The organism is Bradyrhizobium sp. LTSP885 (assembly GCF_000938305.1).
In the GTDB taxonomy this organism is placed as follows: Bacteria; Pseudomonadota; Alphaproteobacteria; order Rhizobiales; family Xanthobacteraceae; genus Bradyrhizobium.
In genome coordinates this window covers 88,913-108,467 of record NZ_JYMT01000031.1, presented here as the reverse complement: position 1 = coordinate 108,467, position 19,555 = coordinate 88,913, and the positions used below count along the sequence as shown (strand labels likewise).

Genomic DNA, 19,555 nt, shown 5'->3' with positions numbered 1-19,555 from the left:
CGCGCCGGATTAACGGCTCCGTCTTTGACGCGGCGTTCCGTGCGCCTGAATCCGCGCGCCTCAACTCCACCCTTTGGCCAGTCACCCGCAGTTTGCGGGCGCGATCCCCCATTGACAGGGTGGTTAATCTGATAGAATTATAACACAGTAAGTTGCAATAATAACAAAATGTCACCATCGTAGCAGCGGTGGGACAGGCGGGAGGAGAATTTGGAGCCGTCTGGTTCGGTTGCAGCACAGCCCCGGCCGCCGACGCCGCTTGTGATGGTCAACGCCATCAACAAGCGCTTTGGCGGCGTGCGTGCGCTGCGCGACGTGAACCTCGAGGTGCGGGCCGGCGAGGTGCACGCGCTGCTCGGCGAGAACGGCGCGGGAAAATCAACGCTGATCAAGATCCTCAGCGGCGTGCATGCCTATGACAGCGGCACGATCGAGATCGCGGGCCGGCCGGTGGCGTTCGACAGCCCGGCAAAGTCGCGCGAGGCGGGGATTGCCGTCGTCTACCAGGATTTGAGTCTCGTTGAATCGCTGAGCGTTGCCGACAATCTGTTGCTCGGCCGCGAGCCGCGCGGCCGTTTCGGCTTTGTCAGGAAGCGTGAGTTGATGGCGCAAGCGAGCGCGTTCCTCACTCAGCTCGGCATTCCCCTCGATATCAAGGCCACCGTTGGCTCATTGCCCTTCGCCTACCGCCAGATGACGGAGATCGCGAAGGCGCTGATGGGCGAGGTGCGGCTGCTGATCCTCGATGAGCCGACGTCGTCGCTGACGTCAGACGAAGTGCGAATCCTGTTCGATGCGATCGGCAAGGTGACGCGCCGCGGCGTCGGCGTGATCTATGTGACCCACCGGCTGAATGAAGTGTTCGAGATCTCGCAGCGTGTCACCGTGCTCCGTGATGGCGCAAATGCCGGCACCTTCGTCACTGCCGATACCGATATGAAACGCTTGGTGAATGCGATCGTTGGATCGGACCGACTGGCGCCGGCTGCGGTTCGGGCCCAGCCGCAGGCTCCGCGCTCGGTCGATGCGTCGCCGGTTCTCTCCCTGTCTGATGTCTCTAATGACCGGCTGCACGCGGTCGAGCTATCCGTCCTGAAGGGCGAGATCCACGGTCTGGCCGGGTTGATCGGAAGCGGGCGCACCGAGATTCTGGAGACCGTTTTCGGCCTCCGATCGGTCGAGAGCGGCACATTCGAGATCGACGGACGGCGATGGTCGCCGAGGAACCCGGCTGACGCGATCGATCAGGGCATCGCGCTGGTGCCCGAAGATCGTCACGTGCAAGGCCTGGTGCTGGACCATTCGATCGAGCGCAACGTCACGCTGTCGCGGCTTCCCTATTTCTCGCGCTGGGGCTGGATGCAGCAAGGCGCCGCCACCAGGCGCGCGGAAACTGCGATCGGCAAGCTCGCGGTGAAGGCGCAGGGCGCGTCGAGCCTGGTCAGGACGCTCTCCGGCGGCAACCAGCAGAAGGTCGTGTTCGGAAAATGGAACGATCCGAGACCGCGTGTGCTGCTGCTGGACGAGCCCACCGTCGGCGTCGACGTCGGCGCGCGTGAGGAAATCTACGGCGTGATCCGCCAGGCCGTCCGCGATGGCACCGGTGTCTTCCTCGTCTCGTCCGACCTCGTCGAGCTGATCGAGCTCTGCGACCGCATCTCCGTGATCGTCGATGGCCGCGTCGCGAGAGTTCTGGTGCGCGGCGAGATCGATGACGCCGAGGAACTCCACCATCTGCTTCAAATGCTCCAGGCGTCCGGCCAAAGCGCAGCAAAGGACGCATTGCAAGAGTTGCCAGCATGACCGAACTGACCGCGCCCAATGTCGTCGCCTCGCCGACATCATCCGACCGTCGCCGCAAGCTGCTGCAGAACCTGCTGCGCGGCGAGCGGCCCTATATGCTCTACATCGCCTTCGTGATCCTGCTTGTCGTGTTCAGCCTGTCGTCGCCGTGGTTTCTGTCGGTCGATAATTTTCTGAACATCGGCCGGCAGACCACGCTGGTATCGATCATTGCGGTCGGCATGACCTTCGTCATCATCGCGCGCCAGATCGATCTTTCGGTCGCCTCGACACTGGCGCTGTCGGGCATGGCCGCCGCGCTCGCGATGAGCCAGGTCAACAACAGCTGGGTCGTGGGCGCCGTGGCCGGGCTCGGCACCGGCGCACTGGTCGGATTGCTCAACGGCATCCTGACCACGCAGCTCTCGATCCCGTCCTTCCTGGTGACGCTGGGTACGCTGAGCATGGCGCGGGGGCTGGCGATGATGGTCACCAACACCAAGCCGGTGATCATCACCAATGAGACATATTTCGCGATCTTCGGCGAAGGCACGTTCCTTGGTATGCCTGTGCCGATTGCCTGGACGCTTGCCGCGATGATCGTCGGCATCCTGCTGCTACACTACAACGTGTTCGGCCGGCGGATCTATGCGGTCGGCGGCAATCCGACCGCGGCGCTGTATTCCGGCATCAACACCAAGTGGGTGACGACGGCAGCCTTTGTCCTGACCGGAACGCTGGCCGGTCTTGCGGCGCTGGTGCTGTCGGCACGCTCGCATGCGGCGCGGCCTGACGTCGTCCAAGGCATGGAGCTCGACGTCATCGCCGCTGTCATCCTCGGCGGCTGCAGCCTGTTCGGCGGGCGCGGCTACATCCTGGGGACGCTCTTCGGCAGCCTGATCATCGGCACGCTCAACAACGGTCTCGTGCTGCTCGGCGTCAGCTCGCCGATGCAACTCGTGATCAAGGGCGCGATCATCGTTGCCGCGGTTGCCTTCACGAAACGCTAATCGAGATCAGTAGGGGCAAGGTTGCCGGCCTCGGTCAATCGGCGACCAAAACGGGAGGAACAACAAATGAAGCCAATCTTGCGACAAACCTTGCCGCTGGCCGCGCTGATTGCGGCGACAGCGGTCTTTATCGCTCCCTCGGCCCGCGCCGAGGTGCCCGCCACCTGCGTCAAGGGCGTCGATCTCGCGACGCTTGGACCGAAATCGATTGTCGGTCAGGGACCCCATGGCGAAAAGGCCGCCTCGCCGGAGGTGGTCGCACTTTCGGACGCCGATGCCGCCAAGATCAAGGAGAAGCATCTCAAGGTCGGCATCTCCATGCAGACCGTCAACCTCGACTGGGCACAGCTCCAGATCCAGGGCATCACCGATACGCTGAAGAAGTACGGCGTGACGGTGACGGGCGTCGCATCCGCCGAGTATCAGGTCGACAAGCAGATCGCCGATATCGAGAACACGATCCAGCAGCATCCGGACGGCATCATCTCGATCCCGGTCGATTTCACCGCGACTGCGCCGACCTACAAGAAGATCGCCAAGGCCGGCATCAAGCTTGTCTTGATGGACAGCATCCCGACCGGTCTGAAGCATCCCGAGGAATATGCGACGATGGTTTCCGCGGACAGCCAGGGTAACGGCCAGATCGCCGCGCAGATCCTTGCCTCCTGCGTTGCGCAGGGCGGCACCATCGGCCTGGTCAATTTCGGCGTAGACTATTTCAGCACCAACGAGCGCACCAAGGGCGTGCGCGAGTGGATGACGAAGAACCGGCCCGATATCAAGATGAAGCAGGTCGATTTCACGGATCCGCCGAAAGTCTCGCAGATCGCAGGCGATTTCCTCACCGGTAATCCCGATATCAAGGGATTGTACGCGGTGTGGGACCAGCCGGCGCTGGACACGCTGAGCTCGATGCGGGCGCAGGGCATCGACATTCCCGTCACGACGGTCGATCTCGGCCTGCAATCGGCGATCGAGATCGCCAAGGGCGGTCCGTTGAAGGCGACCGGCTCGCAGCGTCCCTATGACCAGGGCGTCGCGGAAGCGCTGGCGATGATGAACGCACTTCTCGGCAAGGAAACGCCAGGCTGGATCGGTGTGCAGTCGCTGCCGGTAACGCAGTCGAACGTGCTGGAGTCCTACAAGACCGTGTTCAAGAAGGAGCCGCCGGCCGAGCTGGTGGATGCCTGCAACAAGGCGAAGCCGGCCTGCAACTGAACTCCCTCCGGCGATGCGCGGTCTTTCGAGGCCGCGCATCGTTCAGCAAGCCTGGTCCGGGCGTGCCAGCCCCCGTCCGGATCAGGTTGCGCTGCTCACATACTCGACGGGCAGACTGCGGAAGTGCTTGCGCATGTCTGACGTCGCCGCGCCGCCGACGATGATCCGCGAGAACGCGCCGATATCTCCGAAGAACGCCGGCTTGAGACTGCCGAGCTTGCTGGCGTCGACCACCAGGACGCTTTCCATCGCGGTCGCGATGACGGCCTGCTTGATCGCAACCTCGTGAAAGTTGGAGCAGCTCGCGCCGCGGGTCCAGTGCACGCCGCCAGCGGATATGAAGGCCTTGTTGACGCCGAGGCGCCGCAGATAGGACAGGCCGTCGTCAGATGAGAACGACTGTGATGACGGATGGTAGAGCCCGCCCATCAGCATCACCTGCGTGGCCGGCCGTCGCGTCACGATCGACGCCACGTTCATCGAATAGCAGATCACCGAGAGCGGCATATCCTCAGGCAAACAGTCCGCCAGCGATTGCATCGTGGTGCCGCAGTCGATGAAGATCGTGTCGCCTTCCCCAATCGAGGCGGCCGCGGACCGGCAGGCAAGACGCTTGTCCTGGGTATGCTGGTCGATCTCCTGCTCGAACGCGTACTTGATTCCGGTCGGTGATGCCGCGTTGACGACATAACCGCCGAGCAAAGCGAGCGCGGCTTCCGGGCCGGCAAGATCACGCCGCACCGTCATTTCGGAAACCTTGAGCAGCTCGGCGGCGTCCTTGAGGTGCAGCGCGCCGCTGCCCTCGACGGCGCGGCGCAGCCGCTGCAGGCGTTGGACGCGGGTCTCGCTTGGTCGTGCGTTCGGTGTTTCAACCATTTTGCTCACCGCGCCTGCTTATCCGGTTGACAATGATCTTACAATGTTGTGAGTTTATCAACGGCAATATGTTATAATAATAACATTGAGCCCAAAGAGACAATCCGGTGTCTTGCGATGCGTGCGTCGGAAGGCAGCAAACTCCGGCTGGGAGGATCACATGTTGCAATCGACACATTCAGTCTATCCGGCGCTCGCGTCGATTCGCTAGGACGGGTGGCGTTTCGATGACGCAGAGTGTCTTGATACCGAATCCATCGGCCGTGCCGGTGCAACTTCATGCCCGCGACACCCATCCGGTCTCGCGTAACAGCGGCCGCGCGCTCGAGATGGATTGGGTCGACGAGATCAGGATCAATCTGTCGGCCGCCGAGCGACGGGTTGCGAGCTTGCCGGGCCGGCGAACCGTCAAGAAGGATGCGCAGGCGGCGTGGCTTCTGAAAGCGCTCACTTGCATCGATCTGACGACGCTCAACGGCGACGACACCACCGAGCGGGTAAAGCGTCTCTGCGCCAAGGCGAAGACCCCAGTGCGCGCTGACATTCTCGAAGCGCTCGGCTTTGCCGCGCGTCGGCTGCACACCGGTGCGATCTGCGTCTATCACCGCTTCGTTGCAACCGCAGTCGAAGCGCTCGATGGATCCGGCATTCCGGTTGCCGCGGTCTCGACCGGATTTCCAGCGGGCCTGATACCTCACGACCTCAAGCTCAAGGAGATCGAGGCGTCCGTCAGGGACGGCGCGCAGGAGATCGACATCGTCATCACCCGCGAGCATGCGCTGACCGGCGATTGGCGCGCGCTTTACGCCGAGGTCAGGGATTTTCGTGCGGCCTGCGGCAACGCGCATCTGAAAACGATTCTGGCCACCGGCGATCTCAAGACGCTGCGCAACGTCGCCAAGGCATCGATGGTCTGCATGATGGCTGGTGCCGACTTCATCAAGACCTCCACCGGCAAGGAGGGCGTCAATGCGACGCTGCCGGTGACGCTGGCGATGCTGCGGATGATCAGGGTGTATCAGGAGCGCACCGGCTACCAGATCGGCTTCAAGCCGGCCGGCGGGATATCGACGGCAAAGGACGTGCTCAACTATCAATTCCTGATGAAGGAGGAATTGGGACGCGACTGGCTCGAGCCGGACCTGTTCCGGATCGGCGCCTCGAGCCTGCTCGCCGACATCGAGCGCCAGCTCGAGCATCATGTCACCGGCCGCTACTCGGCCTTCAACCGCCACCCTGTGGGATGAGACTCCGGTGATGAGCGTCGCAGATTATTTTGAAACGATGGAGTACGGTCCCGCTCTCGAAGCGGACGGCGAGGCACGCGCCTGGCTGAAGCAGCACGGCGCCGTGTTCGGGCACTTCATCGGCGGCAAGTTCGCAGCACCGCATTCCGGTAAGCACCTCACGACAAGCGAGCCGGCGACCGGCAAGGCGCTGGCCAAGATCGCGCAGGGCTCTTCCGCGGATGTGGATGCGGCCGTGAGCGCCGCGCGCATTGCGCAGCCGCTGTGGGCAAAGCTCGGCGGTCATGGCCGCGCGCGTCATCTCTACGCACTGGCGCGGATGCTGCAGCGTCACGCGCGGTTGTTTGCGGTGCTGGAAGCGATCGACAACGGCAAGCCGATCCGAGAGACCCGCGATCTCGACGTGCCGTTGGCCGCGCGGCATTTCCTGTATCACGCCGGCTGGGCGCAATTGCAGGAGCGCGAATTCGCCGATCAGGTGCCGATCGGCGTGATCGGGCAGATCATCCCGTGGAATTTCCCGCTGCTGATGCTGGCATGGAAGATCGCGCCGGCGCTTGCGGCAGGCAACACCGTGGTGCTGAAGCCGGCCGAATACACCTCGCTCACCGCGTTGCTGTTCGCCGAGCTTGCCGCGGAGGCAGGTTTGTCGCCGGGCGTGTTGAATGTGCTCACGGGCGATGGTGCGACCGGGGCGCTGCTGGTTGAGAATCAAGGCGTCGACAAGATCGCCTTCACGGGATCGACCGAGGTCGGGCGGTTGATCCGGCAGTCGACCGCAGGCACCGGCAAGTCGCTGACGCTCGAACTCGGCGGCAAATCGCCGTTCATCGTGTTCGACGATGCCGACATCGACGGTGCCGTGGAAGGCGTGGTCGATGCCATCTGGTTCAACCAGGGCCAGGTCTGCTGCGCCGGCTCGCGCCTGCTGCTGCAGGAGGGGATCGCCGAGACCTTCCGCAGACGCCTGATCCGCCGCATGGAAACGCTGCGCGTCGGCCCGCCGCTCGACAAGGCGATCGACATGGGTGCGGTGGTTGCACCGGTGCAGCTCGAACGGATCAAGGCGCTGGTCGAAATCGGAGTGGAGGAGGGCGCCGAGAAATACCAGGCGCCCGGCGCGATCCCGACGGAGGGATGCTTCTACCCGCCGACCTTGCTCTGGAACGTGCACCCGTCGTCGACGGTGGCGATCGAGGAGATCTTTGGCCCCGTGGCGGTGGCGATGACGTTTCGTACGCCTGACGAGGCCGTGATGCTCGCCAATAATACACGTTATGGGCTTGCCGCCAGCGTGTGGAGCGAGACGATCGGGCTGGCGCTGGATATCGCGCCGAAATTGCTGGCCGGTGTGGTCTGGATCAACGCGACCAATCTGTTCGATGCGAGCGTCGGCTTTGGCGGCTATCGCGAGTCCGGGTTCGGCCGCGAGGGTGGCCGTGAAGGCATGTACGAATATCTCAAGCCCAAGGCATGGAGCGGGCGCAAGGCGCGGGCGAAGGCATTGTCGCCGCCGGCTGCCACCTCCGACAGCGCCGGATTCGGCGTGCCGCCAATCGACCGGACAGCAAAACTGTTCGTCGGTGGCAAGCAGGTGCGTCCCGACGGCAATTATTCGCGGGCCGTGCTGTCGCCAAAGGGCCGGCATCTCGGCGAGGCCGGCGAAGGCAACCGCAAGGACATCCGCAATGCCGTGGCCGCCGCGCGATCTGCCGAGGCATGGGCGCGGGCGACGGCGCATAATCGCGCCCAAATCCTCTATTACCTTGCCGAGAATCTCTCCGTGCGAGGTGACGAGTTCGCCCGGCGCATCGCCGAGATGACGGGTGTCTCGGGTGCCAAGTCACGCGCGGAGGTCGATGCGAGTATCGAACGGCTGTTCAGCTATGGGGCCTGGGCCGACAAATTCGAGGGGAGCGTGCATGCGCCACCATTGCGCGGCGTGGCGCTTGCGATGCATGAGCCGATCGGCGTGGTCGGTGTTGCCTGTCCCGACGAGGCGCCGCTGCTTGGCTTGGTCAGCCTGGTCGCGCCGTTGATTGCGATGGGCAACCGGGTGGTGGCCGTACCGAGCGAGAAGCATCCGCTCGCTGCGACCGATTTCTACCAGGTGCTGGAGACGTCGGACGTGCCGGCAGGCGTCGTCAATATCGTCACCGGCGGCCGCGACGATCTTGTGAAGGTCCTTGCCGAGCATGACGATGTCGACGCACTCTGGGCTTTCGGCTCGCAGGAGGCTTCGGCGGTCGCGGAACGGCTGTCGATCGGCAATCTCAAGCGCACATTGGTTGATCATGGCCTGCTACTGGATTGGTACGACAAGTCTGCGAGTGAAGGCCCGATCCTGCTCCGCCATGCCGTGCAGGTGAAGAACATCTGGATCCCCTATGGAGACTAGAGCCGTCATCTTGGGGTGATACCGATTGGGATCTGGACCGTCAGAGTCCGGGCGATTTTTGAAGACAAGGGAGGGACGCAACATGCTCAAGAGCATCAACCCGCTGCTCAATGCCGACGTGCTCTATGCCTTGCGGGCGATGGGGCACGGGGATCGCCTGGTCGTCTGCGATACCAATTTTCCGGCCGACTCGATCGCGCGCCAGACGGTGCTTGGCCGGTTGCTGCGCATCGACAATGTCAGCACCGCGAAGGCGATCGAGGCCATTCTCTCGGTCCTGCCGCTCGATACCTTCATCGATGACGCTGCCGTTCGCATGGAGATCGTCGGCCAGCCGCAGGAAGTGCCGCCGGTCCAGCGCGAGGTGCAAACCGCGATCGATCACGCGGAGGGACGATCCTGGCCGCTGGTCGGCGTCGAACGCCACGCCTTCTATGAAAAGGCCAAGACGGCCTATTGCGTGATCGCAACCGGCGAGCGCCGCTTCTACGGCTGCTTCCTGTTCTCCAAGGGCGTCATCGCGCCGGACGGAGAGTGACGACCATGAGTAAAAGTGGCGTCGCCGTCCTTGGCGTCTTCGTCGTCGATCTGGCCTTCCGTGCCGGCAAAATGCCTGCGATCGGCGAGACGATTGCCGGATCGGGATTCGCGATGGGCCCCGGCGGCAAGGGATCGAACCAGGCCGTGGCCGCCGCGCGCGCGGGTGCCAGCGTGACCTTCATCTCCCGGATCGGCAGCGATGCCTTTGGCGAGCTTGCGATCAAGACATGGGAAGCCGAGGGGATCCGGCCGCGCGTCGCCAGGACCACGGAGGCGCCGACCGGTGCGGCGTTCATCTATGTTCACGAGACGCGGGGTGACAACGCGATCATTGTGGTGCCTGGGGCAGCCGGAGGTATCAGCCCGGGTGACATCGACGCAGCGGCGGACTCCATTCGCACCAGCCGCGTGTTCGTGACTCAGCTCGAGCAGCCGGTCGATGCCGCGGTGCGAGGGCTCGAGATCGCGCGCGCCGCTGGCAGCATCAGGGTGTTCAACCCCGCGCCGGCGATCAAGTTCGATTCTGGCCTGTTTGCGCTCTGCGACTATGTCGTCCCCAATGAGACCGAGGCCGAGTCGTTGACCGGGATCGCCGTGAGCGATCTTGCGGGCGCCCGCCGCGCCGGCGACGCGCTATTGGCCAAGGGGGCCGGGACGGCGCTGATCACGCTCGGCGAGCGCGGGGCGCTGTTCCATACGCGGGATCGCTCGCTGCATGTGCCGCCGTTTGCCGCCGGCAAGGTGGTCGAAACAACAGGCGCGGGCGACGCATTCGTCGGCGGTTTTGCAGCCGCGCTGGCCGACGGCGCGGACCCGCTCGAGGCAGCGCGCTTCGGTTCGGCGACGGCGGGGATTTCGGTGACGCGGCCCGGGACCGCCCTTTCCATGCCGCGTCGCGCGGAGATCGAGGCGCTCTTGAGGGAGCAATCCGCTCCATGATGCGGAATGATCCGATCAAGCATGTCTTCATCTGGCCGGCGGTGCTCGTCGTGCTGGCGATCTCGATCTTTCCGCTGATCTATTCGTTGACCACAAGCTTCCTCAGCTATCGCCTGATTCCCCCGATCCCACCCCGGGTCGTCTGGTTCGGAAATTACGTATCGCTGCTGCAGGAGCCGCGCTTCTGGAATGCGATCTACACGACGACGCTGATCGCCTTCATCGCCGTTGGGTTGCAATACGTCATCGGATTCGCCGTAGCCCTGGCGCTCAACGCGCGGGTGCCGGGCGAGCGGCTGTTTCGCGTCGCATTGCTATTGCCCATGCTGCTCGCTCCGGTGGCCGTCGCGCTGGTGGCGCGCATGATCTTCAACCCGACCATGGGACCGCTCAACCAGCTTCTGGGCAAGTTCGGTCTGGTCAACCTGCCGTTCCTCACCAATGGTCATTGGGCGCTCGGCTGCATCATCGCGGTCGAAATCTGGCAATGGACGCCGTTCGTGGTTCTGATGATGCTCGCCGGCCTGCAGACGCTGCCGGAAGATGTCTACGAGGCCGCAGAGCTCGAGAATGCCAGCGCCTGGCAGCAATTCTGGGGGATCACGTTTCCGATGCTGCTGCCGATCTCGGCTGCGGTCGTCTTCATCCGGCTGATCGAGAGCTACAAGATCATGGACACCGTCTTCGTGATGACGGGCGGCGGACCGGGTGTGGACACGGAGACCCTGACGTTGTTCGCCTATCAGGAGGGCTTCAAGAAGTTCAATCTCGGCTACACATCGGCGCTCAGCTTTCTGTTCCTGATTGCGATCACGATTATCGGCGTGACGTATCTGGCGCTGCTGCGGCCGCATCTGGAGAAGCTCCGATGAGTGGCCGCGGCTTGACCGGACTGTCGCCTTGGGGCCGCCGCCTGGTGACCGCTGCCTGTCTCGTCTGGTGCCTGATCAGCATATTTCCGCTCTATTGGGTGATCGTGACGGCGTTCAAGACGCCGCCAGGCGTCGTCGGCGGCCCGACCTATCTGCCGTTCATCGACTTCACGCCGACCTTGCAGCCCTTCATCGATCTCTATCAGGGGATCCGCGGCGCATTCTTCCACACGTTCCTGAACTCAACCATCGTAGGGCTGTCGGCGGCGGCCATCGCGACCGCGATCGGTGCAATGGCGGCCTATGCGCTGGTGCGCTTCGAATTCAGGGTGCGCCTGGGGGCGGGCCTCGCCTTCTTCCTGCTTGCACTCGGTGGCTACCTGCTGTTCAACATCACTTTCGGATTCACCCGGCCGCAAGCGTTGCTGCTCGCGTTCCCCGTCGCGCTCGCGGCTGCGATCCTCGCCAACCGCCTGCCTTTGCCGGGGCCGATCCTCGGCAATGAGGACATCCTGTTCTGGTTCGTCAGCCAGCGCATGTTCCCGCCGATCGTCACGGCGTTCGCGCTGTATCTGCTCTACAGCGAGATCGGCCGCCTCGGTTTCCAGCTGATCGACAGCTTTGTCGGACTGACGCTGTGCTACGTCGCGTTCTCGTTGCCGATCGTGGTCTGGCTGATGCGGGATTTCTTCGAGGCGGTGCCGATCGAGGTCGAAGAGGCGGCGATGGTCGACAATGTGCCGAGCTGGCGCATCTTCCTCGGCATCGTGGTGCCGATGTCCATGAACGGCCTGCTGGCGACCTTCATGATCACGCTGGCCTTTGTCTGGAATGAGTTTCTGTTTGCGCTGTTCCTGACCAATTCCAAATGGCAGACGCTGCCAATTCTGGTGGCGGGACAAAACAGCCAGCGCGGTGACGAATGGTGGGCGATTTCGGCCGCGGCCCTCGTTGCCATCGTTCCCATGATGATCATGGCAGGCCTGCTCAGCCGGATGATGCGGTCAGGCCTGCTGCTCGGAGCCATCAAGTAAGAAAACGTTGAAAGGGAGGACTAGACCATGCTGCGACGAACGTTCCTGATGCTTGCCACCTCGCTCGCGACAGCCTGTGCCGCGAGCCAGGCCAACGCTGCCTGCAGTCCGGACTATACCGGCGTCACGCTCACGGTGGCGTCGCAGACCGGGCCGTATATTGCATCCGCGCTCAAGCTCGGCGCCGACGAATGGACGAAGAAGACCTGCGGCAAGGTCAACGTCGTCGAATTTCCCTGGTCGGAACTCTATCCGAAGATCGCGACGTCGCTCACGCAGTCCGATGCGACGTTCGATCTGGTCAGCTTCGCGCCGGCCTGGCTGCCGGATTTCGTGCCCTATCTCAGCGAAATGCCGAAGGAGATGCAGTCCGGCAAGGATTGGGACGATATCGAGCCCGCTTATCGCGAACGCCTGATGGTGTGGGAAGGCAAGATCTATTCGCAGTCGATGGACGGCGACGTCCACACCTACACCTACCGCATGGACCTGTTCAACGATCCCAAGGAGAAGGACGCCTTCAAGGCCAAATATGGCTACGACCTCGCACCGCCGAAGACCTGGAAACAGTATCTCGACATCGCCGAGTTCTTCCAGCGTCCGGACAAGGGACTGTGGGGAACGGCGGAAGCCTTCCGTCGCGGCGGCCAGCAGTTCTGGTTCTTCTTCAGCCATGCAGCGGCCTATACCAACAACCCGAACTATCCGGGCGCGATGTTCTTCGACCCCGAGACGATGGACGCCCAGATCAACAATCCGGGCTGGGTGAAGGGATTGGAAGAATACATCCGGGCATCGAAGCTCGGACCGCCCAATGCGCTGAACTTCTCGTTCGGCGAAGTGAACGCAGCCGTAGCTGGCGGCCAGGTTGCGGAGTCGATCGGCTGGGGCGACACCGGTGTCATCGCAGCCGATCCCAAGCAGTCGAAGATCTCGGGCAAGGTCGGCTCGGCGATGCTGCCCGGTTCGGATGCGATCTGGAATGCGAAGACCAAGACATGGGACAAATTCCCGTCCGTCCTGCCGGGCCCGTTCATGGCGTTCGGCGGCTGGCAGGTTGCCGTGCCGAAAGCCGGCAAGAACCAGCAGGCGGCCTGGGACTTCGTCAAGACCCTGACCAGTCCGGAAGTCTCCGGCCAGGCGGCGATCACCGGCGGCAGCGGCGTCAATCCCTACCGCAAATCGCACACCGAAAATCTTGAGCTGTGGAGCAAGATATTCACGCCTCAAGAGGCCAAGGAATATCTTGGCGCACAGGCCGACTCCATCAATGCCAAGAACGTCGCGCTCGACATGCGTCTGCCCGGCTATTTTTCCTACACCGAGGTCGTGGAGATCGAGCTCGGCAAGGCGGTTGCCGGCCAGACCACGCCGCAGGCGGCGCTCGATGCGGTGGCGAAGGAGTGGAACCGGCTGACCGACGAGTTCGGCCGTGCCAAGCAGCTCGCCGCCTATCGCGCGGCGATGGGCCTGCCGGCCAAGAACTAGCATATTATCGAAGACTCACCGGATGACGCGGGAGCGTCATCCGGTGCTTGATGGCCTCTGGCCAGGGACGGAACGGGATTTTATGGCGCACGTCGAGATCGAGAACGTCAGCAAGGCATACGGGCCCTACAAGATCATCGAGGGGCTCGATCTCAACGTGGCCGACGAAGAGTTCGTCGTGCTTGTCGGCCCGTCCGGCTGCGGCAAGACGACGACGTTGCGGATGATCGCCGGACTGGAGGGCGTCAGCAGCGGGACGATCCGGATCGGCGACCGCGACGTGACGGAGCTGCGGCCGGGCCTGCGCAATTGCGCGATGGTGTTCCAGAACTACGCGCTTTATCCGCATATGACGGTCGGCGAAAACATCGGCTATGGCATGAAGGTGCGAGGTGAATCGCGCGCCACGATCGAGAAGGCCGTCAAGGACGTGGCGAAGATTCTCGACCTCGAGCCATATCTGGAACGCCGCCCCAAGCAGCTGTCGGGCGGTCAGCGCCAGCGTGTGGCGATCGGCCGTGCCATCGTGCGCAGTCCTGACGTTTTCCTTTTCGACGAGCCGTTGTCCAATCTAGACGCCAAGCTCCGGATCGAGATGCGTACCGAGATCAAAGCGTTGCATCGCCGGCTCGCCAAGACGATCGTTTATGTGACGCACGATCAGGTCGAGGCCATGACCATGGCCGACCGCGTTGTGGTGATGAACCGCGGCCGGATCGAGCAGGCGGCCGATCCGATCACGATCTACGAGAAGCCCAGCAATCTCTTCGTCGCGGGCTTCATTGGCGCGCCCAGCATGAATTTCATCCATGGCGAGATTGCCGCCCGCGACGGCGCGTTGGTCTTCACCGAACCATCGGGCGCGGTGTTGACGTTGCCGAAGTCGCGCGAGGCCATCTATGCAGGCTGCGTCGGCAAACCGGTGGTGCTTGGTATGCGGCCGGATCATGTCCTGCACCAGGGCGCGCCTGCGGGCAGCTCCGTCCGCATGATCGTAAAGGACGTCGAGCCGCTCGGCCCGCATACGCTGGTGATCGGCAGCGTCGGCGGCTTTCCGTTCACCGCGCAGATGCCGGTCGGCGTTGCTGCGCAACCGGATCTACCCTTTGACGTGAGCCTCGATCTCGAGCGCGCGCATCTGTTCGACCGTGCGTCAGGACAGGCCATCCGCGCCGCCTGATTTCTAGGCCGGTTATCCCGACGTCTGGCCTACCGGCGCTGAATCATTTGGCCCGCGCTTGCGCCTTCGCATGCACCGGCGAGGATTGTCGCGCGCCCGGACCCAGATGCACGTGGACGGCCTTGGCCGACAGCGGCTCGCCGCATTCCGAGCAGACCATGACGGGGTCGAACATCTTCTTGCAGTTCTTGTGTTCATGGAGCATCGGCCGGCCACGCGAGTCGACCATGTGGATGTTGCCCCAGTGCACGATCGACATGATGATCGGATAGAGATCAAGGCCCTTCTGCGTCAGGATATATTCGTAGCGCTTCGGCGCTTCCTGATAGGGAATCTTGCGCAGCACGCCGAAGCGCACCAGCTTCTTCAGCCGGTCGGCGAGCAGATGGCGGGTGATCCCAAGCGACGCCTGGAATTCGTCGAATCTGCGAATGCGAAGGAAGCATTCGCGCAGGATCAAGAGGCTCCAGCGGTCACCAATCACCGCGACGGTGCGGGCCACCGAGCACGGCTCCTCCTCGAGAGCATCCCATTTCATCAACGTCTCCAGCGGTCTGCGACGACAATCCGGATATAATTCTAAATCAGAACTCACAATGTTTCAACAGGGTGCCATTGGCAAAGCCATTGGATGATAAATATCATATTGACAGTTCTAAAATAGAACTTATGGTCTCGACCACGATCAACCCGGCGGCAAACGGCCGCCGACAATCGAAGGGAAGGGCGTTCCATGGCTGCTCCGCTCAAGGTCGAATTCCACTTCGATTTCGGTAGTCCCAACGCCTATCTCGCCGAACTCGTGCTGCCGGAGATCGAACAGCGCACTGGCGTCAAGTTCGACTACGTTCCGGTGCTGCTCGGCGGCGTCTACAAGGCGACCGGCAATCTTTCGCCCGCCGAATCCTTGCGCGGGATCAGGAACAAGCCCGAATACAACGCGCTCGAGACCGAGCGCTTCCTGCGCCGCCACAACATCACGAAATTCAAGTCGAACCCGTTCTTCCCGGTCAACACGCTGACGCTGATGCGGGGCGTTGTCGCTGCGCAATTCGAGGGGCTGTTCGAGTCCTATTTCCGCGCCGCCTATCATCATATGTGGGTCGAGCCCAAGAAGATGGACGATCCGCAGGTGTTTCGCGATGCGTTCCTGTCCTCCGGACTCGATATCGACCGCATCATCGCCCGCGCGCAGCAGGATGAGGTGAAGAAGAAGCTGATCGAAAACACAGGCAATGCGGTGTCCCGAGGCTCGTTCGGATCGCCGACGTTCTATGTCGGCGATGAGATATTCTTCGGCAAAGACCGCGTGCGTGAGGTCGAGGAAGAGATCGTCGCACAGCTTGCTGCCGGGCGGCGCAAGACTGCCTGATCGGGAGATTCTCAAGAAATAATCAAGCCCCAAGGGCTGCCACAGGGAGGTTTCAGTGCAGGCGTCGACGCAGGTGACCGAAGGAAGTGTTGAAGGCTTACCGAGCCGCCTCCACGAGGTGATGGGTCGGCATGTCGAGGCGACGCCGGATCACCTGGCGCTGATCGACGACAAGACGAGCCTGACCTATCGCGAGCTCGATCGAACGGTCGGCCGCGTTGCCGAGGCGCTCCAGGCGTTGAGTATCCGCGCCGGGGATCGCATGGTGATCGTGAGCGAGAACTCCATTCCGCTCGCTTGTCTGTTGCTGGCGGCAAGCCGGCTGGACGTCTGGGCGATTGTGGTCAATCCGCGGTTGTCGCCGCGCGAGGTCGATCAGATCAAGGATCACAGCGGCGCTCGCCGCGTGTTCCTGACTGCTGATGTCTCGCCGGAGGCAGCCGCTCATACCGCCCGCTATGGCGCGACCGTGCAGGATGTCGGGCCGCTCCACGGCATCGGCGTCACGGCACAGAACGAGGATACCTTGGCGGAGCCGGTCGAGGCCGACAGCGCCAAACAGGTCGTCGTTCTCATCTATACGTCGGGCACCACGGGGACGCCGAAAGGCGTGATGCTGACCCACCGCAATCTGTTGTTCAGCGCTCGGGGGACTGCCGAGTTTCGCAAGATGACCCCGGATGATGTGCAGTATTGCGTGTTGCCGGTCTCGCACATTGTCGGCATCTCGCTGCTCACGATGACGCTGATGGTCGGCGCCACAGTGCGCCTGGTCGCGAAATATGATCCGGCCGCTCTCGTAAAGGCGATGGCGGACGAGGGCATCACCATTCTCAATGGGGTGCCTGCGACCTATCAGCGGCTGCTCGAATACCGGCGCAACGCCGGCCTGCCGAAGTTCGATCGCGGCAGGCTTCGTGTCATCTCGGTGGCCGGCGCGCCGCTCGACCTCGAGCTCAAGTCGCGGGTCGAGGAGGAGCTCGGCCTGCCGCTGCTCAATGGCTATGGCATCACCGAATGTTCGCCGGGAATCTCCGGGGTCCGGCCCGACGCGCCGAGAGCCGACCATGCGGTCGGGTCGGTCATGCCGGGTCTTGAAGCTAAGCTGGTCGGCCACGACGGCAAACCGGTTGGTGACGGCGAGGTCGGCGAGCTTCATGTTCGTGGCCCGAACGTGATGCTCGGCTATTACCGCGCCCCCGACTTGACCGCGAAGGCGATCGATCCTGACGGATGGTTCAACACCGGCGATCTGGCCCGTTTCGAGGATGACGCCCTCTATATCGTCGGGCGGACCAAGGAAATGATCATCCGCTCCGGATTCAATGTCTATCCCGCCGAGATCGAGGCGGTGCTGAGCACGCATGATGCCGTGGTGCAATGCGCCGTGGTCGGACGTCCGGTCGTGGGCAATGAGGAGGTCGTCGCCTTCGTGCAGCTGATCAAGGGATCGACCGCGACCGCGCAGGACCTGATGGCCCATGTTACCCCGCAACTCACCTCGTACAAGCGTCCGTCAGAGATTATCCTCATGGACGCTCTGCCCGCGACATCGACGGGCAAGCTCCTGAAGCACAAGCTGGCGGAGTCGCTGCGCACTCAATAGTGACGCATCGTCCGCAGAACGGTTCACTCAAGCAAAGGCCGGAGAACACCATGCAGAAGAGAAACAAGACGGTCGCCGTCATTGGTGCCGGCGATTTCATCGGCGGCGAGATCGCCAAGAAGTTCGCCTCCGAAGGCTTTACGGTATTTGCCGGCCGCCGCAACGGCGACAAGCTCGCGCCGCTGGTCAAGGACATCGAGGCGGTCGGCGGTGAAATCCACGCCCGCTCGCTCGATGCGCGCAAGGAAGAGGAGATCACCGCCTTCCTTAACGACGCCGACAAGCACGCGCCGCTTGAAGTGTGCATCTTCAACATCGGCGCCAACGTCAACTTCCCGATCCTCGAGACCACGGAGCGCGTGTTCCGCAAGGTCTGGGAGATGGCCTGCTATTCCGGCTTCCTGGCCGGGCGCGAGGCGACACGGCTGATGCTGCCGCGCGGTGGCGGCAACATCTTCTTCACAGGCGCCACCGCATCCTTGCGCGGCGGCAGCGGCTATGCCGCCTTTGCCAGCGCGAAGTTCGGGCTTCGCGCTGTGGCGCAGGCAATGGCGCGCGAACTTGGACCGAAGAACATCCATGTCGCGCACCTTATTATTGATTCCGGCGTCGACACCGAATGGGTGCGGCAGCGCCGCATCGAGGCGCTTGGCCCGGATGCGCTCGACAATCCGGACTTGCTGATGCCGCCGGCCTCGGTCGCCTCGTCCTACTGGCAACTCTACCAGCAGCCGAAGAGCGCCTGGACGTTCGAGTTGGAAATCCGGCCCTTCGGCGAGAAGTGGTAGGGAGCTGGTCCGATGGAGCTCGCGCTTTCCCCTGAAGATGCGGCGTTTCGCGACGAGGTCCGTGCCTTCATCAAGGACAACTATCCGGCGGAGATGCGCGTCCCCAATCCGGAGACCGACCTCTCCAAGGCGCAGATGCTGCTCTGGCATCGCATCCTCGCCAGGAAGGGCTGGATCGCGCCGCTGTGGCCGAAGGAGTATGGCGGGCCCGGCTGGTCGATCACCCGCCGCTTCATCTTCGAGCAGGAGACGACGCGCGCCGGCACGCTACCGCCTCTGGCGTTCAGCGTCACCATGGTCGGCCCCGTCATCTACACGTTTGGCAACGACGTGCAGAGGAAGACGTTCTTGCCGCGGATCCTGTCCGGCGAAGATTGGTGGTGCCAGGGCTATTCCGAGCCCGGCTCCGGCTCCGATCTCGCCACCGTTCGCACCAAGGCGGTGCGCGATGGCGATCACTATATCGTCAACGGTCACAAGACCTGGACCACGCTGGCGCAGCATGCCGACTGGATCTTCTGCCTGGTCCGGACCGATCCGGCGGTCAAGCCGCAGTCTGGCATCTCCTTCCTGCTGATCGACATGAAATCGCCCGGCGTCACCGTGCGCCCGATCATCACGATCGACGGTTCCCACGAGGTCAACGACGTCTTCTTCGAGGACGTCCGCGTGCCCGTCGAGAACCTGATCGGCGAGGAGAACAAGGGCTGGACTTACGCGAAATTCCTGCTCGGCAATGAGCGCACCAGCATGGCCGGAATCGGCCGCTCCACGCGGTACATTGCGCGGTTGAAGACAATCGTGAAGGCGGAGATCCTGGAGGACGATCCGGCACATCTGGAGTTCATCAGGGATATCGCCCGTGTCGAGCTCGACGTGCTGGCGCTGGAAGCGACCGAGCTTCGCGTCGTCGCCCAGATGGCCCGCGGCATCGATCCGGGGCCGGCAGCGTCGCTGTTCAAGATCCGCGGCACCGAGATATTCCAGGATATCACCGAGCTGACCCATCGCGCGATCGGCAATTATGGGCTCGCGATCCGCGAGCATCCCGTCAGCGCCAACCATTTCATGCCGGGCCCTGACTACGGCCACACGGCGTCGGAAAAATACCTGAATTCGCGCAAGCTCTCGATCTATGGCGGCTCGAACGAGATCCAGCGCAACATCATCGCCAAAGCGGTGCTTGGTCTCTAGCACGCGCGGCA

At 63.0% G+C, this 19,555-nt stretch carries 17 protein-coding genes; 15 read left to right on the top strand and 2 right to left on the bottom strand.

Going from position 1 to position 19,555, the window contains the following annotated elements; translation table 11 throughout:
* The first annotated feature begins 210 nt into the window (after positions 1 to 210).
* The 3 genes from UP09_RS19140 to UP09_RS19130 all read left to right on the top strand — a co-directional run bounded on the left by UP09_RS19140 (position 211) and on the right by UP09_RS19130 (position 4,010).
* Positions 211 to 1,803 carry a sugar ABC transporter ATP-binding protein gene (locus UP09_RS19140; RefSeq protein ID WP_156164670.1) on the top strand — a complete coding sequence of 531 codons (1,593 nt, stop codon included), beginning with the start codon at positions 211 to 213 and terminating at the stop codon, positions 1,801 to 1,803.
* Positions 1,800 to 2,792, top strand: coding sequence for an ABC transporter permease (locus UP09_RS19135; protein ID WP_044539814.1), 993 nt, complete (start codon positions 1,800 to 1,802; stop codon positions 2,790 to 2,792). The genes UP09_RS19140 and UP09_RS19135 overlap by 4 nt, the downstream gene beginning before the upstream one ends.
* Before the next feature lie 66 nt (positions 2,793 to 2,858).
* Positions 2,859 to 4,010 (top strand): substrate-binding domain-containing protein, encoded by a 1,152-nt coding sequence (locus tag UP09_RS19130; protein ID WP_044539813.1) that lies wholly within the window; start codon positions 2,859 to 2,861, stop codon positions 4,008 to 4,010.
* An 81-nt stretch (positions 4,011 to 4,091) separates the two neighbouring features.
* Here UP09_RS19130 and UP09_RS19125 read toward each other — a convergent pair whose 3' ends face one another.
* The gene (locus tag UP09_RS19125) at positions 4,092 to 4,886 is read right to left on the bottom strand and encodes a DeoR/GlpR family DNA-binding transcription regulator (protein ID WP_044539812.1); all 795 of its coding nucleotides are present in this window, start codon (positions 4,884 to 4,886) and stop codon (positions 4,092 to 4,094) included.
* A gap of 329 nt (positions 4,887 to 5,215) precedes the next feature.
* On the opposite strand from UP09_RS19125, the gene deoC reads away from it, so the two are divergent.
* The 8 genes from deoC to UP09_RS19085 all read left to right on the top strand — a co-directional run bounded on the left by deoC (position 5,216) and on the right by UP09_RS19085 (position 14,584).
* Positions 5,216 to 6,133 (top strand): deoxyribose-phosphate aldolase, encoded by a 918-nt coding sequence (gene deoC, locus UP09_RS19120; RefSeq protein WP_197082703.1) that lies wholly within the window; start codon positions 5,216 to 5,218, stop codon positions 6,131 to 6,133.
* 10 nt (positions 6,134 to 6,143) lie between these two features.
* Positions 6,144 to 8,531 carry an aldehyde dehydrogenase family protein gene (locus tag UP09_RS19115; RefSeq protein ID WP_044539811.1) on the top strand — a complete coding sequence of 796 codons (2,388 nt, stop codon included), beginning with the start codon at positions 6,144 to 6,146 and terminating at the stop codon, positions 8,529 to 8,531.
* An 82-nt stretch (positions 8,532 to 8,613) separates the two neighbouring features.
* A complete protein-coding gene (locus UP09_RS19110; RefSeq protein ID WP_044539810.1) occupies positions 8,614 to 9,069 on the top strand; it encodes an RbsD/FucU family protein in 456 nt (151 codons plus the stop codon).
* A gap of 5 nt (positions 9,070 to 9,074) precedes the next feature.
* Positions 9,075 to 10,010 (top strand): ribokinase, encoded by a 936-nt coding sequence (gene rbsK / locus UP09_RS19105; protein ID WP_044539952.1) that lies wholly within the window; start codon positions 9,075 to 9,077, stop codon positions 10,008 to 10,010.
* Positions 10,007 to 10,882, top strand: coding sequence for a carbohydrate ABC transporter permease (locus UP09_RS19100; RefSeq protein ID WP_044539809.1), 876 nt, complete (start codon positions 10,007 to 10,009; stop codon positions 10,880 to 10,882). Before rbsK ends, UP09_RS19100 begins: the two co-directional genes overlap by 4 nt.
* Positions 10,879 to 11,916, top strand: coding sequence for a carbohydrate ABC transporter permease (locus UP09_RS19095; RefSeq protein ID WP_044539808.1), 1,038 nt, complete (start codon positions 10,879 to 10,881; stop codon positions 11,914 to 11,916). The genes UP09_RS19100 and UP09_RS19095 overlap by 4 nt, the downstream gene beginning before the upstream one ends.
* A 48-nt stretch (positions 11,917 to 11,964) precedes the next feature.
* Entirely contained in the window at positions 11,965 to 13,404 is a 1,440-nt protein-coding gene (locus UP09_RS19090) for an extracellular solute-binding protein (protein ID WP_197082702.1), read from the top strand.
* 82 nt (positions 13,405 to 13,486) lie between these two features.
* A complete protein-coding gene (locus UP09_RS19085) occupies positions 13,487 to 14,584 on the top strand; it encodes an ABC transporter ATP-binding protein (protein WP_044539806.1) in 1,098 nt (365 codons plus the stop codon).
* Positions 14,585 to 14,627: 43 nt separating this feature from the next.
* On the opposite strand, the gene UP09_RS19080 is transcribed toward UP09_RS19085, so the two are convergent.
* Positions 14,628 to 15,122: a winged helix-turn-helix transcriptional regulator gene (locus tag UP09_RS19080; protein WP_044539805.1), complete on the bottom strand. Its 495-nt coding sequence runs from the start codon at positions 15,120 to 15,122 to the stop codon at positions 14,628 to 14,630.
* Between the two features lie 195 nt (positions 15,123 to 15,317).
* On the opposite strand from UP09_RS19080, the gene UP09_RS19075 reads away from it, so the two are divergent.
* Genes UP09_RS19075 through UP09_RS19060 form a run of 4 tightly spaced genes read left to right on the top strand, consistent with a single transcriptional unit; the run spans position 15,318 to position 19,544 of the window.
* Entirely contained in the window at positions 15,318 to 15,956 is a 639-nt protein-coding gene (locus UP09_RS19075; RefSeq protein ID WP_044539804.1) for a 2-hydroxychromene-2-carboxylate isomerase, read from the top strand.
* 55 nt (positions 15,957 to 16,011) lie between these two features.
* Entirely contained in the window at positions 16,012 to 17,562 is a 1,551-nt protein-coding gene (locus UP09_RS19070) for a class I adenylate-forming enzyme family protein (RefSeq protein WP_044539803.1), read from the top strand.
* A gap of 50 nt (positions 17,563 to 17,612) precedes the next feature.
* Positions 17,613 to 18,350: an SDR family oxidoreductase gene (locus UP09_RS19065; protein ID WP_044539802.1), complete on the top strand. Its 738-nt coding sequence runs from the start codon at positions 17,613 to 17,615 to the stop codon at positions 18,348 to 18,350.
* 12 nt (positions 18,351 to 18,362) lie between these two features.
* Positions 18,363 to 19,544 (top strand): acyl-CoA dehydrogenase family protein, encoded by a 1,182-nt coding sequence (locus UP09_RS19060; protein ID WP_044539801.1) that lies wholly within the window; start codon positions 18,363 to 18,365, stop codon positions 19,542 to 19,544.
* Positions 19,545 to 19,555: the final 11 nt, after the last annotated feature.

What these genes read in the sequence shown, in the direction of transcription:
- UP09_RS19135 (WP_044539814.1), top strand. Translation starts at nt 1,800, where the DNA reads ATGACCGAACTGACCGCGCCCAATGTCGTCGCCTCGCCGACATCATCC.
- UP09_RS19130 (WP_044539813.1), top strand. Translation starts at nt 2,859, where the DNA reads ATGAAGCCAATCTTGCGACAAACCTTGCCGCTGGCCGCGCTGATTGCG.
- UP09_RS19125 (WP_044539812.1), bottom strand. Translation starts at nt 4,886, where the DNA reads ATGGTTGAAACACCGAACGCACGACCAAGCGAGACCCGCGTCCAACGC.
- deoC (WP_197082703.1), top strand. Translation starts at nt 5,216, where the DNA reads ATGGATTGGGTCGACGAGATCAGGATCAATCTGTCGGCCGCCGAGCGA.
- UP09_RS19115 (WP_044539811.1), top strand. Translation starts at nt 6,144, where the DNA reads ATGAGCGTCGCAGATTATTTTGAAACGATGGAGTACGGTCCCGCTCTC.
- UP09_RS19110 (WP_044539810.1), top strand. Translation starts at nt 8,614, where the DNA reads ATGCTCAAGAGCATCAACCCGCTGCTCAATGCCGACGTGCTCTATGCC.
- rbsK (WP_044539952.1), top strand. Translation starts at nt 9,075, where the DNA reads ATGAGTAAAAGTGGCGTCGCCGTCCTTGGCGTCTTCGTCGTCGATCTG.
- UP09_RS19100 (WP_044539809.1), top strand. Translation starts at nt 10,007, where the DNA reads ATGATGCGGAATGATCCGATCAAGCATGTCTTCATCTGGCCGGCGGTG.
- UP09_RS19095 (WP_044539808.1), top strand. Translation starts at nt 10,879, where the DNA reads ATGAGTGGCCGCGGCTTGACCGGACTGTCGCCTTGGGGCCGCCGCCTG.
- UP09_RS19090 (WP_197082702.1), top strand. Translation starts at nt 11,965, where the DNA reads ATGCTTGCCACCTCGCTCGCGACAGCCTGTGCCGCGAGCCAGGCCAAC.
- UP09_RS19085 (WP_044539806.1), top strand. Translation starts at nt 13,487, where the DNA reads ATGGCGCACGTCGAGATCGAGAACGTCAGCAAGGCATACGGGCCCTAC.
- UP09_RS19080 (WP_044539805.1), bottom strand. Translation starts at nt 15,122, where the DNA reads ATGAAATGGGATGCTCTCGAGGAGGAGCCGTGCTCGGTGGCCCGCACC.
- UP09_RS19075 (WP_044539804.1), top strand. Translation starts at nt 15,318, where the DNA reads ATGGCTGCTCCGCTCAAGGTCGAATTCCACTTCGATTTCGGTAGTCCC.
- UP09_RS19065 (WP_044539802.1), top strand. Translation starts at nt 17,613, where the DNA reads ATGCAGAAGAGAAACAAGACGGTCGCCGTCATTGGTGCCGGCGATTTC.
- UP09_RS19060 (WP_044539801.1), top strand. Translation starts at nt 18,363, where the DNA reads ATGGAGCTCGCGCTTTCCCCTGAAGATGCGGCGTTTCGCGACGAGGTC.